The 20,588-nt window shown below is 68.8% G+C and carries 23 protein-coding genes; 11 read left to right on the top strand and 12 right to left on the bottom strand.

All coding sequences use genetic code 11. The annotated features are described in order from the left end of the window. Positions 1-89 precede the first annotated feature (89 nt). Both ACIOVG_RS01500 and ACIOVG_RS01495 read left to right on the top strand, forming a co-directional pair. Complete coding sequence (locus ACIOVG_RS01500; protein WP_400868352.1) at positions 90-251, top strand: hypothetical protein; 162 nt, start codon at positions 90-92, stop codon at positions 249-251. Further along, positions 248-409 (top strand): hypothetical protein, encoded by a 162-nt coding sequence (locus tag ACIOVG_RS01495; RefSeq protein ID WP_400868350.1) that lies wholly within the window; start codon positions 248-250, stop codon positions 407-409. Before ACIOVG_RS01500 ends, ACIOVG_RS01495 begins: the two co-directional genes overlap by 4 nt. Before the next feature lie 83 nt (positions 410-492). On the opposite strand, the gene ACIOVG_RS01490 is transcribed toward ACIOVG_RS01495, so the two are convergent. After that, entirely contained in the window at positions 493-792 is a 300-nt protein-coding gene (locus tag ACIOVG_RS01490) for a Fe-S cluster assembly protein HesB (RefSeq protein WP_400868348.1), read from the bottom strand. 143 nt (positions 793-935) lie between these two features. Continuing rightward, positions 936-1,418 (bottom strand): GNAT family N-acetyltransferase, encoded by a 483-nt coding sequence (locus tag ACIOVG_RS01485; protein ID WP_400868346.1) that lies wholly within the window; start codon positions 1,416-1,418, stop codon positions 936-938. 90 nt (positions 1,419-1,508) lie between these two features. On the opposite strand from ACIOVG_RS01485, the gene ACIOVG_RS01480 reads away from it, so the two are divergent. Then, positions 1,509-2,051 (top strand): Dps family protein, encoded by a 543-nt coding sequence (locus ACIOVG_RS01480; RefSeq protein ID WP_400868344.1) that lies wholly within the window; start codon positions 1,509-1,511, stop codon positions 2,049-2,051. Between the two features lie 36 nt (positions 2,052-2,087). Here the strand turns inward: ACIOVG_RS01480 and ACIOVG_RS01475 are convergent, their stop codons facing one another. Then, the gene (locus tag ACIOVG_RS01475) at positions 2,088-2,615 is read right to left on the bottom strand and encodes a DUF6328 family protein (RefSeq protein WP_400868342.1); all 528 of its coding nucleotides are present in this window, start codon (positions 2,613-2,615) and stop codon (positions 2,088-2,090) included. Positions 2,616-2,683: 68 nt separating this feature from the next. Here ACIOVG_RS01475 and ACIOVG_RS01470 point away from each other — a divergent pair, with 68 nt between their 5' ends. Further along, entirely contained in the window at positions 2,684-2,887 is a 204-nt protein-coding gene (locus ACIOVG_RS01470; RefSeq protein ID WP_400868340.1) for a hypothetical protein, read from the top strand. A 20-nt stretch (positions 2,888-2,907) separates the two neighbouring features. Here the strand turns inward: ACIOVG_RS01470 and ACIOVG_RS01465 are convergent, their stop codons facing one another. Beyond that, a complete protein-coding gene (locus tag ACIOVG_RS01465; protein ID WP_400868338.1) occupies positions 2,908-3,504 on the bottom strand; it encodes a 1-acyl-sn-glycerol-3-phosphate acyltransferase in 597 nt (198 codons plus the stop codon). Between the two features lie 75 nt (positions 3,505-3,579). Here ACIOVG_RS01465 and ACIOVG_RS01460 point away from each other — a divergent pair, with 75 nt between their 5' ends. Further along, the gene (locus ACIOVG_RS01460; protein WP_400868336.1) at positions 3,580-3,726 is read left to right on the top strand and encodes a hypothetical protein; all 147 of its coding nucleotides are present in this window, start codon (positions 3,580-3,582) and stop codon (positions 3,724-3,726) included. A gap of 36 nt (positions 3,727-3,762) precedes the next feature. Here the strand turns inward: ACIOVG_RS01460 and ACIOVG_RS01455 are convergent, their stop codons facing one another. Beyond that, positions 3,763-5,235 carry a DHA2 family efflux MFS transporter permease subunit gene (locus ACIOVG_RS01455; protein ID WP_400868334.1) on the bottom strand — a complete coding sequence of 491 codons (1,473 nt, stop codon included), beginning with the start codon at positions 5,233-5,235 and terminating at the stop codon, positions 3,763-3,765. A 167-nt stretch (positions 5,236-5,402) separates the two neighbouring features. Between ACIOVG_RS01455 and ACIOVG_RS01450 the strand changes: the two genes are divergently transcribed. Then, a complete protein-coding gene (locus tag ACIOVG_RS01450) occupies positions 5,403-7,454 on the top strand; it encodes an ABC transporter ATP-binding protein (protein WP_400872644.1) in 2,052 nt (683 codons plus the stop codon). Positions 7,455-7,472: 18 nt separating this feature from the next. Here ACIOVG_RS01450 and ACIOVG_RS01445 read toward each other — a convergent pair whose 3' ends face one another. From ACIOVG_RS01445 to ACIOVG_RS01415, 7 genes are read right to left on the bottom strand one after another with little or no spacing between them, the layout of a single operon-like run. After that, positions 7,473-8,246 (bottom strand): SDR family NAD(P)-dependent oxidoreductase, encoded by a 774-nt coding sequence (locus tag ACIOVG_RS01445; RefSeq protein ID WP_400868332.1) that lies wholly within the window; start codon positions 8,244-8,246, stop codon positions 7,473-7,475. 34 nt (positions 8,247-8,280) lie between these two features. Further along, the gene (locus tag ACIOVG_RS01440) at positions 8,281-9,228 is read right to left on the bottom strand and encodes a glycosyltransferase family 2 protein (RefSeq protein WP_400868330.1); all 948 of its coding nucleotides are present in this window, start codon (positions 9,226-9,228) and stop codon (positions 8,281-8,283) included. 23 nt (positions 9,229-9,251) lie between these two features. Beyond that, positions 9,252-10,388 (bottom strand): cysteine desulfurase family protein, encoded by a 1,137-nt coding sequence (locus ACIOVG_RS01435; protein ID WP_400868328.1) that lies wholly within the window; start codon positions 10,386-10,388, stop codon positions 9,252-9,254. Then, positions 10,388-11,239 (bottom strand): carboxylating nicotinate-nucleotide diphosphorylase, encoded by an 852-nt coding sequence (nadC, locus tag ACIOVG_RS01430; RefSeq protein ID WP_400868326.1) that lies wholly within the window; start codon positions 11,237-11,239, stop codon positions 10,388-10,390. Before nadC ends, ACIOVG_RS01435 begins: the two co-directional genes overlap by 1 nt. After that, positions 11,239-12,714, bottom strand: a complete 1,476-nt coding sequence (nadB, locus tag ACIOVG_RS01425; protein WP_400868324.1) for an L-aspartate oxidase — start codon at positions 12,712-12,714, stop codon at positions 11,239-11,241. The genes nadC and nadB overlap by 1 nt, the downstream gene beginning before the upstream one ends. Beyond that, positions 12,711-14,072 carry a quinolinate synthase NadA gene (nadA, locus tag ACIOVG_RS01420; RefSeq protein ID WP_400868322.1) on the bottom strand — a complete coding sequence of 454 codons (1,362 nt, stop codon included), beginning with the start codon at positions 14,070-14,072 and terminating at the stop codon, positions 12,711-12,713. The genes nadB and nadA overlap by 4 nt, the downstream gene beginning before the upstream one ends. Continuing rightward, complete coding sequence (locus tag ACIOVG_RS01415) at positions 14,069-14,785, bottom strand: NUDIX hydrolase (RefSeq protein WP_400868320.1); 717 nt, start codon at positions 14,783-14,785, stop codon at positions 14,069-14,071. The genes nadA and ACIOVG_RS01415 overlap by 4 nt, the downstream gene beginning before the upstream one ends. A 270-nt stretch (positions 14,786-15,055) precedes the next feature. Here ACIOVG_RS01415 and ACIOVG_RS01410 point away from each other — a divergent pair, with 270 nt between their 5' ends. Genes ACIOVG_RS01410 through ACIOVG_RS01390 form a run of 5 tightly spaced genes read left to right on the top strand, consistent with a single transcriptional unit; the run spans position 15,056 to position 20,473 of the window. Beyond that, the gene (locus tag ACIOVG_RS01410; protein WP_400868318.1) at positions 15,056-16,747 is read left to right on the top strand and encodes an ABC transporter substrate-binding protein; all 1,692 of its coding nucleotides are present in this window, start codon (positions 15,056-15,058) and stop codon (positions 16,745-16,747) included. A gap of 40 nt (positions 16,748-16,787) precedes the next feature. Further along, positions 16,788-17,783: an ABC transporter permease gene (locus ACIOVG_RS01405; RefSeq protein WP_400868316.1), complete on the top strand. Its 996-nt coding sequence runs from the start codon at positions 16,788-16,790 to the stop codon at positions 17,781-17,783. Continuing rightward, entirely contained in the window at positions 17,776-18,762 is a 987-nt protein-coding gene (locus tag ACIOVG_RS01400; RefSeq protein ID WP_400868314.1) for an ABC transporter permease, read from the top strand. Before ACIOVG_RS01405 ends, ACIOVG_RS01400 begins: the two co-directional genes overlap by 8 nt. Further along, positions 18,759-19,616 (top strand): ABC transporter ATP-binding protein, encoded by an 858-nt coding sequence (locus tag ACIOVG_RS01395; RefSeq protein WP_400868312.1) that lies wholly within the window; start codon positions 18,759-18,761, stop codon positions 19,614-19,616. The genes ACIOVG_RS01400 and ACIOVG_RS01395 overlap by 4 nt, the downstream gene beginning before the upstream one ends. Further along, a complete protein-coding gene (locus ACIOVG_RS01390) occupies positions 19,613-20,473 on the top strand; it encodes an ABC transporter ATP-binding protein (protein WP_400868310.1) in 861 nt (286 codons plus the stop codon). Before ACIOVG_RS01395 ends, ACIOVG_RS01390 begins: the two co-directional genes overlap by 4 nt. The last annotated feature ends 115 nt before the right edge of the window (positions 20,474-20,588 follow it).

Below are 20,588 nucleotides of genomic sequence, written 5' to 3'. Positions count from 1 at the left end.
AGGCCGGCCGCGCGCATGCCATGACCCCGAAGGGAGGTCGAACGCCTCGGTCTCGCCCTCGGCCGCTCGCTGCGGCGTCGGTGGGGGACGTGTGCGGCTCCCTCCTCGTCTCCATGGAGCCGTACTTCAGCGAGGGCGACGGGATCAGCCTGCTGAAGGTGACTTTCGCCCTGCTCGGCGGCGATCCGAACGCCGAGGTGCAGTTCACGTTCGGGGGAACTTCTTCTACTACGGGTGGGGCTTCCCCGTGAAGACCGGCGTCGTGGCACTGAACGGCGGCACCTACGAGATGGATCTCGTCGGAGGCGACCCCGGGGAGACGGCTTCTCTCGACGTGGTGCTCCTCACTCCCGGCTGCGACGTGTCGGCGACCGTCCAGATCACGGACCCGAACCCGCCGCCGGCGTGATCGTCGCGGCGGGGCCGCGGCGACAGCTCGCAGACAGCACGGATGCCGCGACCCCAGGGGGCCGCGGCATCCGGAATCCTGCGTCAGGCCACCTTCGGGAGCACGGCGAACGACACGGAGCCCTCGTCATCGACGCCGGCGTCGAGGATCTTGTCCTCCAGCGCGGCAGATGCGGCCTCGTCGAGGAAGAGGCGGGTTCCGGAGACCTCGACGATCTGGTCCTCCGGCTCCGGGTCGGTCGTCACGAGCACGGCGAGACGGGCGCCGCCACCCGGCTCCTGCGCGGCGGTCGAGTGGATGCGGAGTCCCGCATCCGGTGCCTCGCTCTGACGGGTGACGAGCGTGGTGACGATGGCGGTGGCGTTGTCGGTGAGGGTGAGCACGAGACTCTCCTTCCGGTTGGGGCATGCCACGGTCGCGACATGTCCGGGCCACGATTCCCGAGAGTGCGCCCGGGTTCAACCGAATCCAGTCGATTCTTATGGTTCTCCCACCGGGAGTGGATGCGGGCGGCCGGTGGCGCCGGTCACGGCCGAAGACGCTTGCGCATGAATACCTGCTCTGTGCCGTCGCCATCGGGAACGCGCTCGCTCACCGCATAGCCGCAGCTTTCATAGAGACGGATGTTCGCTTCGCTCAGGCTCCCCGTGAACAGCTCGGCCTGGCCGGCTCCGCTGCGCCGTTCCGCCGCTTCGAGCAGCAGTCGACCCACGCCCTCTCCCTGCTGATCGGGGGCGACGGCGATGCGGCCGATGAGGAGAGTCTCGCCGTCCATGCGGAAGCGGATCGCTCCGACGAGCCGTCCCTCGCGTCGCGCACCCAGCGCGTCGCCTTCGCGGAGCTCGGCGCGCACCTGCTCCAGGGTCTGGGTGAGCGGCGGCATGTCGGCGCTGCCGTAGATCTGGGCTTCCGAGACGAAGGCCGCACGCTGCAGTGTCAGCAGCTCACCCGCTCCGCTCTCGTCGAGCTCGTCGATGGTGATGTCAGGTCCAGGCGATGTCGTGTTCACGTGCGCCACCCTCGGGGTTGCGGCCGGTGCCTGTCAACCCCCTCGGTGCGCCGGGGAAGGCGGCCTAGGGTGCACCCAGGAGGCAACACCATGGCTGATACCAGCAAGACCACGAAGACGACTGCCGCGAAGCGCGGAGCGAAGACCACCCGGCGTCAGAACGCCGAGAAGGGCTTCACGGCGTCCGCCACCTTGGCGGGCAACCTGCAGTCCGTGCTCGTCGACCTCCTGGAGCTCGCGCTGCAGGGCAAGCAGGCGCACTGGAATGTGGTCGGGCGGAACTTCCGCGACACCCACCGACAGCTCGACGAGATCATCGACGACGCGCGCGCCTTCAGTGACACGGTCGCCGAGCGGATGCGCGCGCTGCATGCGGTGCCGGACGGGCGCAGCGACACCATCGCCGAGACGACGTCGCTTCCCGAGTTCCCCGCGGGAGAGGTGTCGACATCCGACACCGTCGACCTCATCACCGAGCGGCTCGAGGCCGCCATCTCGACGATGCGCGAAGTCCACGACGCGGTCGACGAGGAGGACCCGACCTCCGCCGATATCCTGCACGCGGTGATCGAACGCCTCGAACAGTTCGCGTGGATGGTCAGCGCCGAGAACCGCACCCCGGCAGGACGCTGACGGCGGCGACCTTGTCCGGCGGCGTCGGAGATCCGTTCACTGCGGCGGCACGTCCCGCCGCAGTGAACGGCGCACCGCGCGCGGCAACGCCAACCACAGTGCTGCGATGACCACGACGGCTGCGATCAACGCCACGATGCCCGCGGTGCGGTTCACCGTGAAGTCGACGATAAGCGTGGTCACGCCCACGGTCAGGGCGGCGATCACGACCAGGTCGATCTTGACGATGCGCGCCGCGACGCGCACGAGGTCGGGCTTGCGTCGGCGGCCGAACAGTGCACGGTGTAGCCCGACCGGGGCGAGCGCCAGGATCGTGGCGATGGCAGCGAGGGCGACGAGGACGACGTACAGGTCGCGCTGCAACTCGTCCATATCGGTGAAGCGGGGCTGGAAGGCGACGGCGAGCAGGAATCCGGTGAGGATCTGCGTGCCCGTCTGCATGACGCGGAGCTCCTGCATCAGCTCGTCCCAGTTGCGATCGGCCCGTTCATTCGGGGTCTCGTCGCGCCCGTCGACACGATCGTCGCGGAGGGGCGGTTCCGGCTCTCGGCCTTCGACTGTCATGAGCCCAGTCTCGTGCGCGTGCTTCCGTGCTGTCTAGCCGCCTGCTTCACCAGAACAAAGGAGATGACATGACCCTTCCGCCCATCCACGAATGGTGGCCGCACCTGTCGATCGACGCGCGACACGAGGTGGCGGACAGCGGGTCGGCCCAGCTGACCGAGAAGGTCCGCGCAGAGATCCGCGAGATCACCGGAGCGGTCGTCGGCATGCAGGAGACGCTGTCCGACGAGGATCTCGACTTCGCACGCACCCAGAGCGAAGCCGTCGACTGAACGCCGCCGTGCTCGACCGCTCAGGCCTGATCCGGAGCGGTCGGGGGTGCGGTCTCCTCGCGCAGCCGGGGCACCGTGCGTCGCTCAGGACGCAGACCGGCCTTGTCGGCGTAGAAAGCGCGGATGCTGTCCATGTCGGCGCCGACGTCGCCGGTCAGCTCGAGAGTCGGGCCGAGTCCGGTCGTCATGGTGGTGCGGTCGACGAAGCACAGCGTCACCGGCATCCCGGTCTCCCGGGCGATCCGGTAGAAGCCGGACTTCCAGTACTCGTTACCGCCGCGGGTTCCGTCCGGGGTGATCACGAGGCCGAAGACGTGTCCGGCGTGGACCTGGCTCACGACCTCTGCGACGACCCGGCCCGGATCGGCCCGGTCGACCGCGACACCGCCGAGGCGGCGCATGATCGGCCCGCGCCAGCCGCGGAAGAGGCTCTTCTTGCCGAGCCAGTGCACATCGATCCCGAGCCGCCAGGAGATCGCGAGCATCAGCACGAAGTCCCAGTTGGACGTGTGCGGGGCTCCGATGAGGATCGTGGGTCTGGTCGGGACGGCATCGTGGCCGACGAGAGTCCAGCGGCTGAGTGCCCAGTACAGGCGGGCGAGGGAGCGTCGGAGCATCCCTCAACCGTAGGTGATCAGCGCCGCTGATCGCTGTGCGGAGCCACCCACCGGGGACAGGCGTACGATCGAGGGATGAAGAAGACGCAGCAGCCTGTGACGGAGCAGGAAGCACCCCTCGGGTTGCAGCCGCTCCCGGACGCTCTGAACCTTCTCGACGCCGATGCCGTCGGCTACTGCAGCGGTGGCGTCTGCCACCTGCCTGCGCCGAAGACGCAGTAGGCAGCAGCCGCCACCGCCGGATGGTCGACCGTACGGTCAGTGACCGCCGTGGAACTCGCCGGCGTCGTCTGCGGGCTTGCGGACGAACGGGCTCAGCGCGACGGCCGCGAGCGAGATGATCGCCGCGATGAGGAACGCCATGCGCGCACCGGGAGCTCCGGCCGCGGCAGTCGCGAGTCCTTCGTTCTCGCCCGCGTGCAGGATCGCCGAGTAGGTCACGGTGAGCAATGCGACTCCCGCCGCCCCGCCCACCTGCTGCAGCGTGTTGAGCACTGCGGAACCGTGCGAGTAGAGCGAGCGCTGGAGCGATCCGAGCGAGGCCGAGAACAGCGGGGTGAACGACATCGCCAGTCCCACCGACATGGCCGCCTGCACGATGATCAGCACCCACCACACGGTGTGCTCGCCGACCGTCGAGTAGTAGAACAGCGCCGCAGATACCAGCATGGTGCCGGGGATCAGCAGGGGGCGCGTGCCACGTGCGTCGTACACCCGGCCCATCACCGGTCCGAGCAGACCCATGAGCACCGAACCGGGAAGCAGGATCAGGCCGGACTGGAGCGCGTTGAGACCGGCCACGTTCTGCAGGTACTGGGGGAGCAGCGTGAGCGTGCCGAACATCGACAGCGCGAGGATCGTCATGATGATGACCGAGAAGGTGAAGTTCCCCGAGCGGAACACGCGCAGGTCGAGCAGCGCGTCGTCCACGCGCTGCAGCAGGAGCTGACGCCACACGAAGAGCCCGAGAGACACCGCACCGACCACCAGAGCGATGATGCCGGCGGTCTCGCCCGATCCGCCCTCGCCGCCGAACTGGCTGAGACCGAACACGATGCCGCCGAAGCCGAGGGCTGCGAGCGGGATCGACAGGATGTCGAGCGGCACCTGGCGGGTCTCGCCCAGGTTCGTCATCCACTTCGCGCCCATGGCGAGAGCGATGAGCGCGATGGGCAGGATGATCGCGAACAGTGCGCGCCAGTTGAGGGTCTCGAGCACGGCGCCGGCGAGCGTCGGGCCGATCGCCGGGGCGAGCGAGATGACCAGGCCCACACGGCCCATCATGCGTCCGCGCGACTGCGGCGGCACCACGTTCATGATCGTCGTCATGAGCAGCGGCATCATGATGCCGGTTCCGGCCGCCTGGATCACGCGACCGACGAGGAGCACCGTGAATCCGGGCGCGACGAGCGCCACGAGTGTACCCAGCGAGAACGCCACCATCGCGGCGATGAACACCTGACGGGTGGTGAAGCGCTGGAGGATGAAGCCGGTCGTCGGGATGACCACGGCCATCGTCAGCATGAATGCGCTCGTCAGCCACTGGCCCAGCTCGGGCGGGATGCCGAGATCCGCGTTGAGGTGCGGAATCGCGATCCCCATCGTGGTCTCGTTGAGGATGGCGACGAATGCCGCGACCAGCAGGAGCCAGATCACGCGCATGTCGGAGCGCGAGATGGTTCCTCCCGCGGGAGTGGGGGTCGTGATCGAACCGGTGTCGACAGCGGACATGCGGCCTCCTAGGCACAGAAGAGAGGGAGGAAGGTGCGCGAGAGTTCGCGAGAGTCTTTCAGCGTAACCATAGGGTCGGACATTTCATTCCGGATCTGCCCGATTCCGCCGTCAGCAGATGCCGGAACCCCTGGGTCCGGGGGCATGACTACGCTGTCGACATGAGCATGGGCGGCGGAATGGGTGGCGGACGCGGCGGGTTCCGCGGCGTCGACGAGAGCGCGCAGCGCAGGCTGAACGCCGAGGCGCCGCGCATCAGCGGGCTGGGCGCCCGCGTCATGGGTCTCTTCCAGGCGTATCGCACCCGGATCCTGTTCACCGGCGTGCTGGTCATCGTCGGCGCGGCCATCGCCGTTATCCCGCCGCTCATCGTGCAGCGGATCTTCGACGACGCGCTGTTCCCCGTCGCCGGAGGCGGTCCGCACATCGACCTGCTCATCTGGCTCGTGGTGGGCATGGTGGCCCTCTTCTTGTTCTCGGCGGCGCTCGGGGTCGCCCAGACCTGGCTCACCTCCACGGTGGGCAACAGCGTCACAGGCGACCTGCGGGTGCGGCTGTTCGAGCACCTGCAGGCGATGGAGCTCGGATTCTTCACGCGTACCAAGACGGGTGTCATCCAATCGCGGCTGCAGAACGATGTGGGCGGTGTGTCCGGTGTGCTCACGAACACCGTGACCAGCATCCTCGGCAATGTGGTCACCGTCATCGCGTCGCTCGTCGCGATGATCCTGATCGACTGGCGTCTCACTCTCATCGCGGTCATCCTGATGCCGTTCCTCGTCATCGTGCAGCGCCGTGTCGGGCAGGTGCGCGCGCGCATCGCCGGTGAGACGCAGGAGTCGCTCTCCGAGCTCACCTCGATCACACAGGAGACGCTCAGCGTCTCGGGCATGCTGCTGTCGAAGTCGTTCAACCGGCAGCGCACCGAGTCCGAGCGATACCAGGCGGAGAACCGTAACCAGGTGAAGCTGCAAGTGCGCAGGGCGATGAGCGGCCAGGGGTTCTTCGCGGTGGTCCAGGTGCTGATGGCGAGCGTCCCCGCGGTGATCTACCTGGTGTCGGGGTACCTCATCGCCGGTGGGGCCGGAGCGATCACCGCCGGCACCGTGGTCGCGTTCACCACGGTGCAGGCGCGACTGCTGCAGCCGCTGATGGGCCTGATGCGCGTGTCGCTCGACCTGCAGACCTCGTCGGCCCTGTTCGCGCGCATCTTCGAGTACCTCGACCTGGTGCCGGAGATCGAGGATGCGCCGGATGCGATCAGCGTGCGTGATGCGCCCGGGCCTCGCGGGCGCATCGAGTTCGACGACGTCGTGTTCCGGTATCCGGACGCGTCGCCCGACGCCCGTCCGACCCTGCAGGGTGTGTCGTTCGTCGCGGAGCCGGGGCAGCACGTCGCGTTCGTCGGTCCCTCCGGTGCCGGGAAGACCACCGTGCTCTACCTGGCACCGCGGCTGTACGAGGCCCACGGGGGAGCCGTGCGGTTCGCGGGCGCCGACGTACGCACCCTCACGCAGGAGTCGATCATCGACGACATCGGCATCGTGTCGCAGGAGACGTACCTGTTCCACGCGACGATCCGCGAGAACCTGCTGTACGCGAAGCCGGAAGCGACCGAGGAGGAGCTGATCGCCGCGTGCACCGCCGCGAACATCCACCACATCATCGCCGGTTTCGAGGACGGCTACGACACGGTCGTCGGCGAGCGTGGCTACCGCCTGTCGGGCGGCGAGAAGCAGCGCATCGCGATCGCGCGGGTGCTGTTGAAGGACCCGCCCGTGCTCCTTCTCGACGAGGCGACCTCGGCGCTGGACACGGTCTCGGAGCGCGTGGTGCAGGTCGCGCTCGACGAGGCGGCGCGCGGACGAACGACCCTGTCGATCGCGCATCGGCTGTCGACCGTGATGGGAGCCGATGTGATCCACGTGCTCGAGGCGGGACAGATCGTGGAGTCCGGCACGCACGCCGAGTTGCTCGCGCACGGCGGGCTCTACGCGGAACTGGCGGCCCAGCAGGTGGCGGCGTCGCAGGTGCTCGCGACCGAGACCGCGGTGGAGCATGCGGTGACGGGAGGTGAGGCCGCGGCGCTCGCGGAGCGTCGGGCCGACCGGGCTCCCATCGACTCGGCCGGCGCCGACGCGGTGGCCGCGCTCACGGCTGCGGTGCCGCTGCTGAACACGCCCCGCGCGGATGCCCGCGTGTACCCCGACGAGAGCTGACGCCCGCGACCGTGCGGCTCAGTGCACCGACAGTCCGCCGTCGACGAACAGCGAATGACCGGTGATGTAGCTCGACCCGGCGCCGGCGAGGAAGACCGCCGCGCCGGCGAAGTCGCTCGGCAGGCCGTTGCGACCGATCATGGTCCGCGCGGCCAGCGCCGCGATCTTCTCCGGATCCTCCTGCAGACGCGCGTTCAACGGGGTGAGCACGAATCCGGGCACCAGGGTGTTGCTGGTCACGCCGGTGCCGCCCCACGCCTCGGCCTCGGAGCGCATGAGGGACTCGACGGTCCCTTTCGACGCACCGTAGATGCCGCTCGAGACGAACGCGCGGTGCGCCTGCTGCGAGCTGATGTGGATGAGCCGACCGAAGCCGCGCGCCGCCATGCCCTGCGCGTACCGCTGCCCGAGCAGGAAGGGGGCGAGCGCGTTCACGGTCATCGTCGCGTCCCAATCCGCCTCGGTGATCTCGGTGTAGACGGGGCGGATGTTGATGCCCGCGGAGTTGACCAGGATGTCGGGCTCGCCGAACGGCTCGGCAGCTGCCTCCGCCACGGCGTGGATGCCGGAGCGCGTGCTCAGGTCGCCGACGACGCCGGCCGCGCGGCATCCGTGCTCCCGCAGCTCGCGCACGGTGTCGGTGATGCGGTCCTCGCCGCGGGCGACCACGACGGTCGCGGCGCCGGCACGGGCGAGGGCGGTCGCGATGCCGCGCCCGATCCCGGAGCTTCCGCCGGTGACGACCGCGGTGCGGCCCTCGAGCGAGAAGAGGTCGGCCAGGTAGTCGTTCATCGGTCTCCTCGAGGGGGTGGGAGGGGCGGGCCGGTCACCAGGAGAGGGCGGCGGCGAGTGTCGGATCCGGCGTGGAGTCGGCATACTCCGGGAGGGCGCGGAGCTCGTCGAGGAAGGCGTCGACCTCCGCCGCGTACGCAGGGTCCTCGTGCGAGAGCGCGATCTCGAGCAGCGGGGGGACATCCATCGCGATGATGAGGTCGAGCCGCGCGGTGACGGCCGCGTTGGCGCCGGCATCGCGCAGTACGTGGATGCCGCCGCGCAGCGCGGTGAGGTAGTCGCGCAGCACCGGCAGCTGCGCCTTGCCCTGTGTGATCGAGGTGCCGTCGGCGCGGATGCGCCAGTGCGCGACGACGTCGGGGATGACGTCGAAGGTGCGTGCCCGGGTGTACATCAGCTGGGCCACGATCTGGTCTTCGTACGCGACCCCCTCGGGGAAGCGCAGATCGTCCCAGAAGCCGGTGCGGCTCAGCTTCGACCAGGCGACGATGTTCGCCGAGGCGTTCGGGTGCTGCAGGATCGTGGTGCGGCGGCGCTCCGGATCGGTCGCGGCGGCCACCCAGGGCTGCACCCGTCCGGCGACGTACGTGTCGTGGTGCGGGCGCGAGCGCACGTACGCACCAGCGACGAAATCGCTGCCGGTCTCCGCCAGGGTGCCCGCGAGCCGGGCGAGTGCCGTCGGGGTGAGCTCATCGTCGCCGTCGAGGAAGCCCAGATACGCCGTGTCGACGAGTTCGAGCGCGACGTTGCGGGCAGCGCCGAGACCACGGGAGGCCTCATGGCGGACCACCGTGAACCGCTCATCGGTGGCAGCTGCCTCGGTGAAGATCGCCCCTGTCGCATCCGTCGAGCCGTCGTCGACCAGGATCGCGCGCCACCGCGGTTCGGTCTGCGCCTGCAGCGACGCGATCGCTGCGGGGGCGAACGGGGCGATGTCACGCCCGGGGACGATCATCGTCACGAGCGGATCGGATGCAGTCACCAGCCGATTCTAGGGCCGGATCGTCAGCCCGAGACCGCTCGCACGGAGTCGGCGACGAGCGCGGCGAGATGCTCGGGCGCATCCGGCGGCAGCGCGGTGCGGCCGAACGTGAACCGCACCGAGGTCTGGGCGATCTCCGGTGCGATGCCGCAGGCCAGCAGCACGTGCGACGGCTCGTCGCTGCCCGCAGCGCATGCGGACCCGCTGGATGACACGATGCCGCGCCGCTCGAGTTCCAGGAGCACCGCCTCACCGCTGGTGCCGGCGAACGTGAAGCTCGCCGTCGCCGGGAGCCGACGCTGCGGGTCGCCGGTGAGCGCCGCGGAGGGGATCCGGGCGCACACTTCTGCGATGAAACGCTCGGTCGCCGCGCCGACGCGTGCGGTGACGTCCGCGCGTTCCGCCTCGGCGAGCTGCAGGGCGGTGGCGAGGCCGACCGCGCCCGCCACGTTCTCGGTTCCCGAGCGCCGGCCACGCTCCTGGCCGCCGCCGTGCAGCAGCGGCTCCAGCGGCACCCTGCCCCGCACGGCCAGAGCGCCGATGCCCTTGGGGGCACCGAGCTTGTGTCCGGCGATCGAGATCGCGTCCGCGCCGAGTTCGCGCAGATCCAGCCATCCCGCCGATTGCACCGCGTCGACGTGCAGCGGCACGCCGGCGGTTCGGGTCACGGCGCTGAGCGCAGCCAGATCCTGGATGGTCCCGATCTCGTTGTTGGCATGGCCGAGCGACACCAGCGCCGTGTCGTCGCGCAGTGCGGCGCCGAGGGCATCGGGGGAGATGCGCCCGAGCGAGTCGACGACGACCTGTGTGACGGGCACGCCGTGGAACCTCCGCAGATACTCCGCGGACTCGAGGATCGACTCGTGCTCGATGGGCGAGACGACGAGGTGGCGCCGGTCACGGGCGAGCGCCGCCAGGGTGATCCCCTTGACCGCCAGGTTGTTCGCCTCGGTGCCCCCCGCCGTGAAGACCACATCGCCCGTGCGCACGCCCAGTGCCGCGGCGACGCGCGCGCGGGCGTCGTCGAGCGCGCTCGCCGCGGCCTCGCCCGTGGTGTGGTGACTGGACGGATTGCCGAACACCTCGGTGAGGTAGGGGCGCATCGCCTCCAGCACCTCAGGGCGCACCGGAGACGTCGCAGCGTGGTCGAGGTAGAGCACTAGGAGATCCGCACGTCCAGCCCGAGGTCCAGGGCCCGCGCGGAGTGGGTCAGGGCACCGACCGAGATCACGTCGACGCCGGTGCGGGCGATGTCGCCCACAGTGTCGAGGGTCACGCCGCCCGAGGCCTCCGTGGTCGCGCGTCCGTCGATCAGGGCGACGCCTGCGCGCAGGTCCTCGATCGAGAAGTTGTCGAGCAGCACGGTGTGCGCTCCGCCGTCGAGCACCGCGGGGATCTGGTCGAGCCGGTCGACCTCGACCACCACGTGCACGGTGTGCGGGAGGCGGGAGAGGGCGTCGCGCAGCGCCGTGGCCAGATCAGCGCCGGAGCGCGCGATCACGGCGAGGTGGTTGTCCTTCGCCATGACGGCATCGGACAGGGAGTAGCGGTGATTGTGGCCGCCGCCCGAGGTCACGGCATGACGCTCGAAGGCGCGCAGGCCCGGCGTCGTCTTGCGTGTGTCGACGATGCGCGCCCGCGTGCCGTCGACCGCCGCGACGTACGCCGCGGTGAGAGTGGCGATGCCGCTCATCCGCTGCGCGAAGTTGAGTGCGACGCGCTCCGCGGTGAGGATGCTCCGTGCCGACCCCGAGACCGAGGCGAGCACGTCGCCGGGGACGAAGCGGTCCCCGTCGCCGACGTGCCTGTCGACGGTGACCGCGGGATCGGTCAGGGAGAAGGCGGCAGCGAAGACCTCGCCGCCGCTGAGCACACCGGCTTCGCGGGCGACCAGGTCGGCCGTGGCCGTGGCGTCTGCGGGGAGGAGCGTCGTGCTGGTGAGATCTCCCCAGGGGGCGTCCTCCTCCAGAGCGGCGCCGACGACGCGGGTGAGGGTGGCTGCGGTGAGCATCAGACTCCGATCAGGGCGGGTTCGCGGAAGTGGGCGCCGACGGACGTGGTGCGCCGGAGAGCGGCCGACACGGTCGCCTCGGCGAGGAGCAGCAGGTTGGCGTCTTCGTGGGCGGCCACATCGCGCGGGGCAGGGGCGGTCGCACGCCACGACCGGATGACGTCGAGGGCCTGCGCCAGCCCGTCATCGGTGCGGAGCAGACCGACGTGGTCCCACATCAGCTGCTGCAGTGCGGGGCGCGAGAAGGGGGAGGTGGTGGTGCGGTCGGGCAACGGGTCGTCCCCCCGCCTCGTCGGTGCCGGCAGCGGGGCAGACGCGGGCATGCGCAGGGCAGCCGCCGCCCTGGCGCCGAACACGGCGCCTTCGAGGAGCGAGTTCGACGCGAGACGGTTGGCCCCGTGCACGCCGGTCCTGGCGACCTCTCCCACCGCGAAGAGGGCGGGGATGCTGGTGCGGCCGTCGAGATCGGTGACGATCCCGCCCATCAGGTAGTGCGCGGCGGGCGTCACGGGGATGGGCTCATGAGCCCAGTCGAACCCCCGTTCGCGGGTCACACGGTCGATGGTCGGGAACCGCTTCGCCAACATCTCTGCCCCCAGCATCGTGGCGTCCAGTCGCACCGGGGAGCCCTGCGCCGCCGCCTGCCGGGCGATCGCCCGCGACACCACATCACGCGGAGCGAGCTCGCCGTCGGGGTGCACGTCGAACATGAACCGGCGTCCGTCGGCGTCGATCAGGATCGCCCCTTCGCCGCGCACGGCTTCCGAGACGAGGAACGCGGGTGCCGAGTCGAGGATCGTGGGGTGGAACTGCACGAACTCCAGGTCGGCCACGTCCGCACCGGCACGAAGGGCCGCGGCGATCCCGTCGCCGGTCGTACCCTCCGGGTTCGTCGTGTGGGCGTAGAGATGCCCGGCACCGCCGGTCGCGAGGATCACGGCCTCGGCGTCGAGTCCGCCAAGGGTGCCGTCGACCAGGGTGCGGATGCCGCGTACGGCGCCGTCGACGACCACGAGATCGACCAGGAACGCGTCTTCGACGACCGTGATGCCGGACGCGCGCACAGCGGCGGAGAGGGCTCGCGCGATCGCGGCCCCGGTGGCGTCGCCGCCGGCATGGACGATACGGGCGTGGCTGTGCGCCGCCTCCCGCCCGAGCAGCAGTTGTCCGTCGGGGGAGCGGTCGAAGGCCACACCCCGTGCGATCAGCTCGGCGATCCGTGCGGCCCCTTCGGCGACGAGTATCGACACCGCGGCGGGATCGGACAGCCCGGCCCCGGCATCCAGGGTGTCTCGCGCATGCTGTCGTGCGGAGTCCCCGTCGCCGTAGACTCCGGCGACGCCACCCTGTGCGAACCCGGTGCTGCCGTCACCGAGCGCGCCCTTCGTCACCAGGGTGACGACGTGGCCGGACTCGTGCGCGTGCAGCGCCGCGGTGAGCCCGGCGATGCCCGACCCGACGACGATCACGTTCATCGCGCGCTCGCCGCGGCCGGAGTCCGGGTGGTGTCGACGACCGGGGGCTTCGCGGCCAGCATCCGCTCCAGGGCGATACGTGCCGGGTCGGCCACGTCTGCCGACACCGTGATCCGGTTCGGGGTGCGGCCGGCGACCAGCTCCTCCAGCGTCCACGCGAGATAGCCGGGGTGGATGCGGTACATCGTGGAGCACGGGCATACGACCGGGTCGAGGCAGAAGATCCGGTGCTGCGGGTACTGCGCCGCGAGCCGGCGGACGAGGTTGATCTCGGTCCCGATCGCGAAGGTCGTCGGCTCCGTGGCCCCGTCGATCGCGCGGCGGATGTAGTCGGTGGAGCCGGCCTCGTCGGCGGCGTCCACGACCTCCATCGGGCACTCCGGGTGCACGATCACCCGGACGCCGGGGTGCTCGGCTCGCGCCTGCTCGATCTGGCCCACCGTGAATCGGCGATGCACGGAGCAGAAGCCGTGCCAGAGGATCACGCGGGAGTCCTGGAGCTCCTCGGCCGTGGAACCGCCCAGTGCGCGCCGCGGGTTCCACATCGGCATCTGCTCGAGCGGCACGCCCATCGCCTTGGCCGTGTTGCGACCCAGGTGCTGGTCAGGGAAGAACAGCACCCGGCGGCCGCGGGCGAACGCCCACTCCAACACGGTCTGCGCGTTCGACGACGTGCAGACGATGCCGCCGTGCCGACCGACGAAGCCCTTGATCGCGGCGGAGGAGTTCATGTAGGTGACCGGGATCACGGGCACGCGCCCGTCTGCGTCGACCGCGTCGAGGTCGCCGAGGACCTCGGCCAGCTGCTCCCAGCACTCCTCGACCTGATCGATGTCGGCCATGTCGGCCATGGAACAGCCCGCGGCGAGGTTCGGCAGGATGACGGCCTGGTCGGAGCCGGACAGCAGGTCGGCGGTCTCGGCCATGAAATGCACGCCGCAGAACACGATGGCCTCGGCATCCGGCCGATCCTTGGCCGCGGTCGCCAGCTGGAACGAGTCGCCGACGTAGTCCGCGTGCCGCACGACCTCTTCGCGCTGGTAGAAGTGGCCGAGGATGACGACGCGGTCGCCGAGGGTCGCCTTCGCGGCGCGGATGCGCTCGTGGAGCTCCTCTTCCTCGGCCTCGCGGTACGCGGAGGGGAGTTCGCCCTGGCGGGGTGCTCCGGTCGGGATGACGTCGCCCATCGACGATCCGGGGCCGTACCCGGGGCGCGTGTCGAAGTCCCAGGGGCCGGCAGCGAGGTCGGTGCTGCAGGTCGCGTCGGTCGATGCTCCGCTGACGATCGCCTGGATCGCGTGATCGACCGAGGCGTCGATCGTAGGAACCGCGGGGGTCGGGACGAAGGTGATGCTCATCGGGTGCTCGTTTCTTCGGAACCGAGCGGGCCGCGGTCGGCCAGCTCGACATCGGTGTTGTAGCGGTACAGACGTGCAGGGCGGTGGCTTCCCGTGCGGAAGCGGTCGGTGGGGAGGAGGTTGCCGGTGGACTCGACCTGCCGACGGAAGTTCGCCGGGTCGAGGTGTTTGCCGAGGATGGCTTCGTACGCCTCGCGGAGGTCGGCGAGCGTGAACTCCGCGGGAAGGAACCCGTGCGCGACGCGGCTGTAGCCGACCTTGTTGCGGAGGCGCCAGAGCGCGTACTCGATGATCTTCGCGTGGTCGAACGCGAGCGGCGGGAGGGCATCGATGTCGAACCACTGCACGTTCTCGGGGGCATGGTCCGAGGCGAGGTGGGCGGCACTCTGCGCGACGACGTCGTCCTGTCGCAGCAGCGCCCAGTACACCAGGGAGACGACCCGGGTGGGGGAGCGGTCGACCGCGCCGAACGCGTAGAGCTGCTCCAGGTAGCTCGGCGCCAGGCCGGTGGTCTCGGCGAGCGTGCGCGCGGCGGCGTCGACGGGCGATTCCGTGTGAGTGAGCCAGCCGCCCGGCAGCGCCCAGCGATCCGCGAACGGCTCGCGGGTGCGTCGCACGAGAGGGAGCGCGAGCACCGGCTCCTCGTCCTCCGATGCGCGCAGCGTGAGGATGACCGTCGAGACGGCGACGCGGATATCACTGGTTCGGGTCATTGGTACCTTAACCTCCGCCATCGATCTTAGTGTCATGGTGACAATTAGTGCACCTTCATGACGTCGATCGGCGTCGAGTCCGAAACGTTATCTCCCTGGACAGACGGGGCTTGTTCCCCCGTTGTGGTTTTGTTAGGTTACTGTCCTAACAAACCCCTTCACGGCGTCCCGACAGGCGTACAACGGAGGGGCGCCCGATCCCCATCCTGGAGACCGGTCTCCTTCGGGAGATATCCCTCCTGCAGTGCAGCACCGAGAGGAAACACAAGAATGATGCGTAACGGCAAGCGCAAGATCGCGCTCACCGCAGTCGCGGGGGCCTCCGTCCTCGCACTCGGGCTCACCGCCTGCGGCACCGGCGGCAGCGGCGACAACGGGGATGCGAGTGGTGATCGCGCCCTTCGTGTCTGGGCGGGCAGCCAGACTCCCATCACCGCGAACTACAACCCGTTCGCGCCGACCGTGCTCCATGGCGCGCTCGGCCCGATCCTCGAGCCGCTGTTCTTCTTCAACAAGACGGCGGACTCCGAGCCGGTCGGCCTCATCGGCGACTCGTACGAGTACAGCGAAGACGGCACCCAGATCACCGTCACGATCAAGCCCGACCTGAAGTGGAGCGACGGAGAGCCGCTGACCGCGAAGGACGTCGCGTTCTCCTTCAACTACGAGGGCAACAACCCCGAAGGCAACGGTCTGACCTCGGCAGAGGCCACCGACGACACGACCGTCGTGCTGACCTACAGCAGCCCGCAGTTCACGACCACGTTCGCTCGTCTCGGCTCCACCTACATCCTCCCGGAGCACGTCTGGGCGGATGTCAGCGACTTCGCGAACTTCGCCAACGAGGAGCCTGTCGGCTCCGGCCCGTACGTGGTCGACAAGACCACGAGCGAGTCCTACACGCTGGTCGCCAACGAGAACTTCCGCGACGCCGACAAGCTCGGTGTCAAGAAGGTCCAGTACATCGCCGTCGACAACAACCAGACCGCGCAGGACCTGCTCGCCGCAGGCAAGCTCGACTGGACGGGCATGTTCATCCCGAACCCGGATGACGTGACCTCGAACGGCGCGATCGACTGGATCAACACCCCGCAGGACCCCACGGTCCTCTACACCTGCTCGAATGCCGAGCTCGGCTGCACCGGTCCGCAGACCGACGTCGCCGTGCGCCAGGCGCTCAACGTCGCGATCGACCGCGGCACGATCAAGGAGAAGGCGTTCGTCGGTCTGACCGGTGACATCTCTCCGACGTTCGCGCTCCTTCCCCGCGACGAGAAGTGGGTCGCCGACAAGGCGAACGAGGTCAGCCCGCAGGAGGCCAACGCCGCCGAGGCCGGCGAGATCCTCGAGGCCGCCGGCTACACGAAGGACGGCGACTTCTACGCGAAGGATGGCGTTCCGCTCGAGCTCACCCTCATCTCGGTCGACGGCTGGACCGACTACAACGACGCCGCGAAGCTGATCGCCGAGCAGGCGGCAGCGGCCGGCATCAAGGTCAACGCCTCGACAGTGCAGTGGCAGGAGTTCTCCGACGCACGTCAGGGCGGCGACTTCCAGCTGATCGTCGGCGGTGTCATCGGCACCTCGGTCGCCGACCCGTTCCAGATCTACCGCGACTGGTTCGGTGGTACCGCGGTCGAGTCCACCAGCCCCGTCGGCGAGGAGATCCCCGCCGGCCGCTGGAACTTCAGCCGTTACAGCAACCCCACGGTGGACGCCGCGATCCAGGCGGCCATCAGCACCGACGACGAAGCGGAGAAGAAGGAGCTCTACGGCACGATCCAGACCGAGATCGTCCGCGACCTCCCGTACATCCCGCTGGTGATCAACGCGACGCAGACCTTCTACAACACGAAGGACTTCACCGGGTGGCCGACCGAGGACGACCTCTACGCCTTCCCGCCGTCGTGGGGTGCGATCGCGGCAGGGTACATCCTGACGCAGCTGCAGCCGGTCAAGTAGTCAGACAGCAGTCGGGGAAGCAGGAAGTCCAGGAACGTACATGAAGTTCTATGCACGAAGAATCGGGTTCTACGCGTTCACGCTCTGGGCCGCGATCTCCATCAACTTCCTGCTTCCCCGGCTCATGCCGGGGAATCCGGCGGACATCATGATCGCCAAGATGCAGCGAGCGGGCGGTGAGGTCTCCGAGACCACGATCCGCAACATCAAGCTCCTGCTCGGCGGCGACGACTCCTCTGTCTGGGAGCAGTACCTGGCCTACTGGGGGCGGATGTTCCAGGGTGACCTGGGCGTCTCCGTGACGAAGTTCCCGACGCCGGTCGCCGAGCTGATCGGGCAGGCGCTGCCGTGGACGCTCATCCTGGTCGGCACCGCCACCGTCATCTCCTTCATCCTCGGCGTCGTGCTCGGCGCCTGGGCCGGCTGGAAGCGCGGTACCTGGGTCGACCATCTGATCCCGGCCACCACGGTGCTGCAGTCGATCCCCTACTTCTGGATGGCGCTGCTCCTGGTCGCGATCTTCGCGGTCGGACTCGGCTGGTTCCCGATCTTCGGCGGCTACGACGTCTTCGACTTCCCGGACGGCCCCGAGCCGACCTGGGCCTTCTTCACCAACGCGGTGTCCCACGCCATCCTGCCCGCGGTCACGATCGTGATCAGCTCGGTCGGAGGCTGGCTCTTCGGCATGCGCAACATGATGGTCTCGACTCTCGCCGAGGACTACGTGCTCACGGCAGAGGCGAAGGGACTGCGCCCGCGCCGCATCCTCACCACGTACGCCGCGCGCAACGCCGCGATCCCGTCGATCGCCGGATTCTCGATCACGCTCGGATTCGTGGTCGCCGGGTCCATCGTGATGGAGCAGGTGTTCACCTATCCCGGCATCGGCAAGCTGATGTTCCAGGCGGTCACCAACAACGACTACGCCCTCATGCAGGGGCTGTTCCTCGTCATCACGATCACGGTGCTCGCCGCCAACTTCATCATGGATCTCGTCTACGGATTCATCGACCCGAGGGCTCGCCAGAATGTCTGACACCGAGAACACGACCTCGACCCTGATCGTGAAGGATCAGCCGACCACGTCTCCCGCCAGCACCATCACGCTGGCGACGCGGAAACCGCGCAGCGGGCGCGGGTTGCTTCCGAGCCGCTCGCCCAAGTTCATCGTCGGTGCGATCCTGGTGCTCGCCATCGTGCTGTTCGCGATCATCGCGCCGATGTTCTCGCAGGATCCGCGCAGCACCGACAACCCGGCCTTGCAGCCACCGTCCGCCGAGCACTGGCTGGGCACCACCAAGCTCGGCAACGACATGTTCGCGCAGCTCGCGATCGGCGCGCAGGGCTCGCTCCTGGTCGGCCTGGTGGCCGGCGGCATCGCGATCGTGCTGTCCCTGGTGTTCGGCGTGCTGGCCGGGTATCTCGGCGGATGGCGGGAAGACGGTCTCGCGCTTCTCACCAACGTGATGATCGTGATCCCCGGTCTGCCGCTGGTCATGGTGATCGCCTCGTTCGTGCCGCAGCGCAGCTGGCAGTTGGTCGCTTTCGTGCTCGGCATCACCTCGTGGGCAGGAGCCGCCTACGTGCTGCGCCTGCAGACTCGCTCGTTGCGCACCCGTGACTACGTGTACGCCGCGAAGGTGGCAGGGGAGCGGTCCTTCCGGGTCATCCTGGTCGAGATCATGCCGAACCTGCTGCCGCTGTTGACCGCGCAGTTCCTGTTCGCGATCATCTTCGCGATCCTCGGTGAGGCGGGGCTCTCCTACCTCGGCCTCGGACCGAACTCCTCCATCACCTGGGGGACGATCCTCAACGACGCGCAGTCGGGACAGGCGCTCGGACGCGGGGCGTGGTGGTGGTTCGTGCCGCCGGGTGTCATGATCGCGATCCTCGGTGCCGGACTGGCCCTGATCAACTTCGCGATCGACGAGGTCATCAACCCGAAGCTCCGCAATGCACCCGATGCCGCACGCCGCCTGCGCAAGGCCGCCAAGACGAAGGGAGTGACGGCATGAGCGACCCCGTTCTCACCGCACGGAACGTCTCGATCGAGTACGAGGTCGACCCGCCGGTGAAGGCCGTCCGCGATGTGTCGCTCACCCTCCACCGGGGGGAGATCCTCGGCCTCGCCGGCGAATCGGGCTGCGGGAAGACGACGCTCGCGTACGGCATGAACCGGTTGTTGAAGGCGCCGGCGTTGATGACCGGTGGGGAGATCGTGTTCCACGATCGCGACGGTCACGACATCGACATCGTCGGCCTCGATGGCGAGGGATTGCGGGCGTTCCGCTGGGACAAGATCTCGATGGTGTTCCAGGGGGCGATGAACTCCCTGAACCCGGTGATCAGTGTGAAGGCGCAGATCTTCGACATCTTCGACACGCACCGGCCGGGGATGAGCAAGAAGGCGAAGACGGCCAGGGCGGAGGAGCTCCTCACACTGGTGGGCGTCGACCCGGCTCGTCTGACGAGCTTCCCTCACGAGCTCTCCGGCGGGATGCGGCAGCGCATGATGATCGCGATGGCCCTGGCGCTGGACCCGCAGGTCATGATCATGGACGAGCCCACGACGGCGCTCGATGTCGTCGTGCAGCGCGGCATCATCCGGGAGATCATGCGGCTGCGCGAGCGGCTCGGATTCGCCGTCATCTTCATCACGCACGACCTGCCGATGCTGATCGAGATCAGCGACCGGATCGCGGTGATGCTGCAGGGGCAGATCGTCGAGGAGGGAACGGCGGAGGAGATCTACCGCACGCCGCAGCACGAGTACACCAAGAAGCTGCTGTCGAGTTTCCCGTCGTTGACGGGCGAGCGCGGCGATTTCGTCCGCACCGGCAACCAGCCCAGTCAGGAGCAGGTCCGATGAGCATGAAGACGGACGCGACGGTGCCCACGGCCACGTTGGAGGCCCGGAACCTGGTGAAGGACTTCACGTTGCGGTCGGGGTTCAAGACACGAACCCTGCACGCGGTGAAGGATGTGTCCTTCACGCTGGAGCCGGGCAGGACGGTGGCGTTGGTGGGGGAGTCGGGGTCGGGCAAGTCCACGATCGCGCGGATGCTGATGAAGCTGGAGACTCCCACCAGCGGGGAGATCCTGCTGGATGGGAACCCATCGGGCACTCGGGGTGCGGCGTTGGCACGCTACCGGTCGGATGTGCAGATGGTGTTCCAGGACCCGTTCGCGTCGTTGAATCCGTTCCACACGATCGCTCATCATCTGGAGCGCCCGCTGCGTCTGCATCATCCGAAGTGGTCGGGGGCGCAGGTGCGGGAGCGGGCATTGGAGCTGCTCGATCGGGTGAAGCTCTCCCCGGCCGCGAGCTTCGCCGATCGGCGTCCGCACGAGCTGTCGGGCGGGCAGCGGCAGCGCGTCGCGATCGCACGGGCGCTGGCGCCCGGTGCCCGGTTCATCGTGGCGGACGAGCCGGTGTCGATGCTGGACGTGTCGATCCGGTTGGGCGTGTTGAACCTGCTCGCGGAGCTGCAGCGGGAGGAGAACCTGGGCGTGCTGTACATCACGCACGACCTGGCGACCGCGCGGCACTTCTCCGACGAGATCATGGTGCTGTTCCACGGGGATGTCGTCGAACGCGGGCCCGCGGACGAGGTCATCCTGAACCCGCAGCACGAGTACACCAAGACCCTCCTCGGTGCCGCACCCGAACCCGACAACCTCGGACGCCTCCGCGACGAAGTCCGCCAGGAACTCGCCGGGCGCTGAGCATCCGCTGCTGATCCGCCGTCTCGTGCCGCTCGTGCTCTTCGCGGGCGGCACGAACGTCTCGGAGTGCGCTCTCATCCGGGCGAGGCATCCGGCTAGACTGAACCCACAACTG

This window comes from Microbacterium sp. NPDC087591, assembly GCF_044743625.1.
In the GTDB taxonomy this organism is placed as follows: domain Bacteria; phylum Actinomycetota; class Actinomycetes; order Actinomycetales; family Microbacteriaceae; genus Microbacterium.
This window is presented reverse-complemented; position numbering and strand designations above follow the sequence as displayed.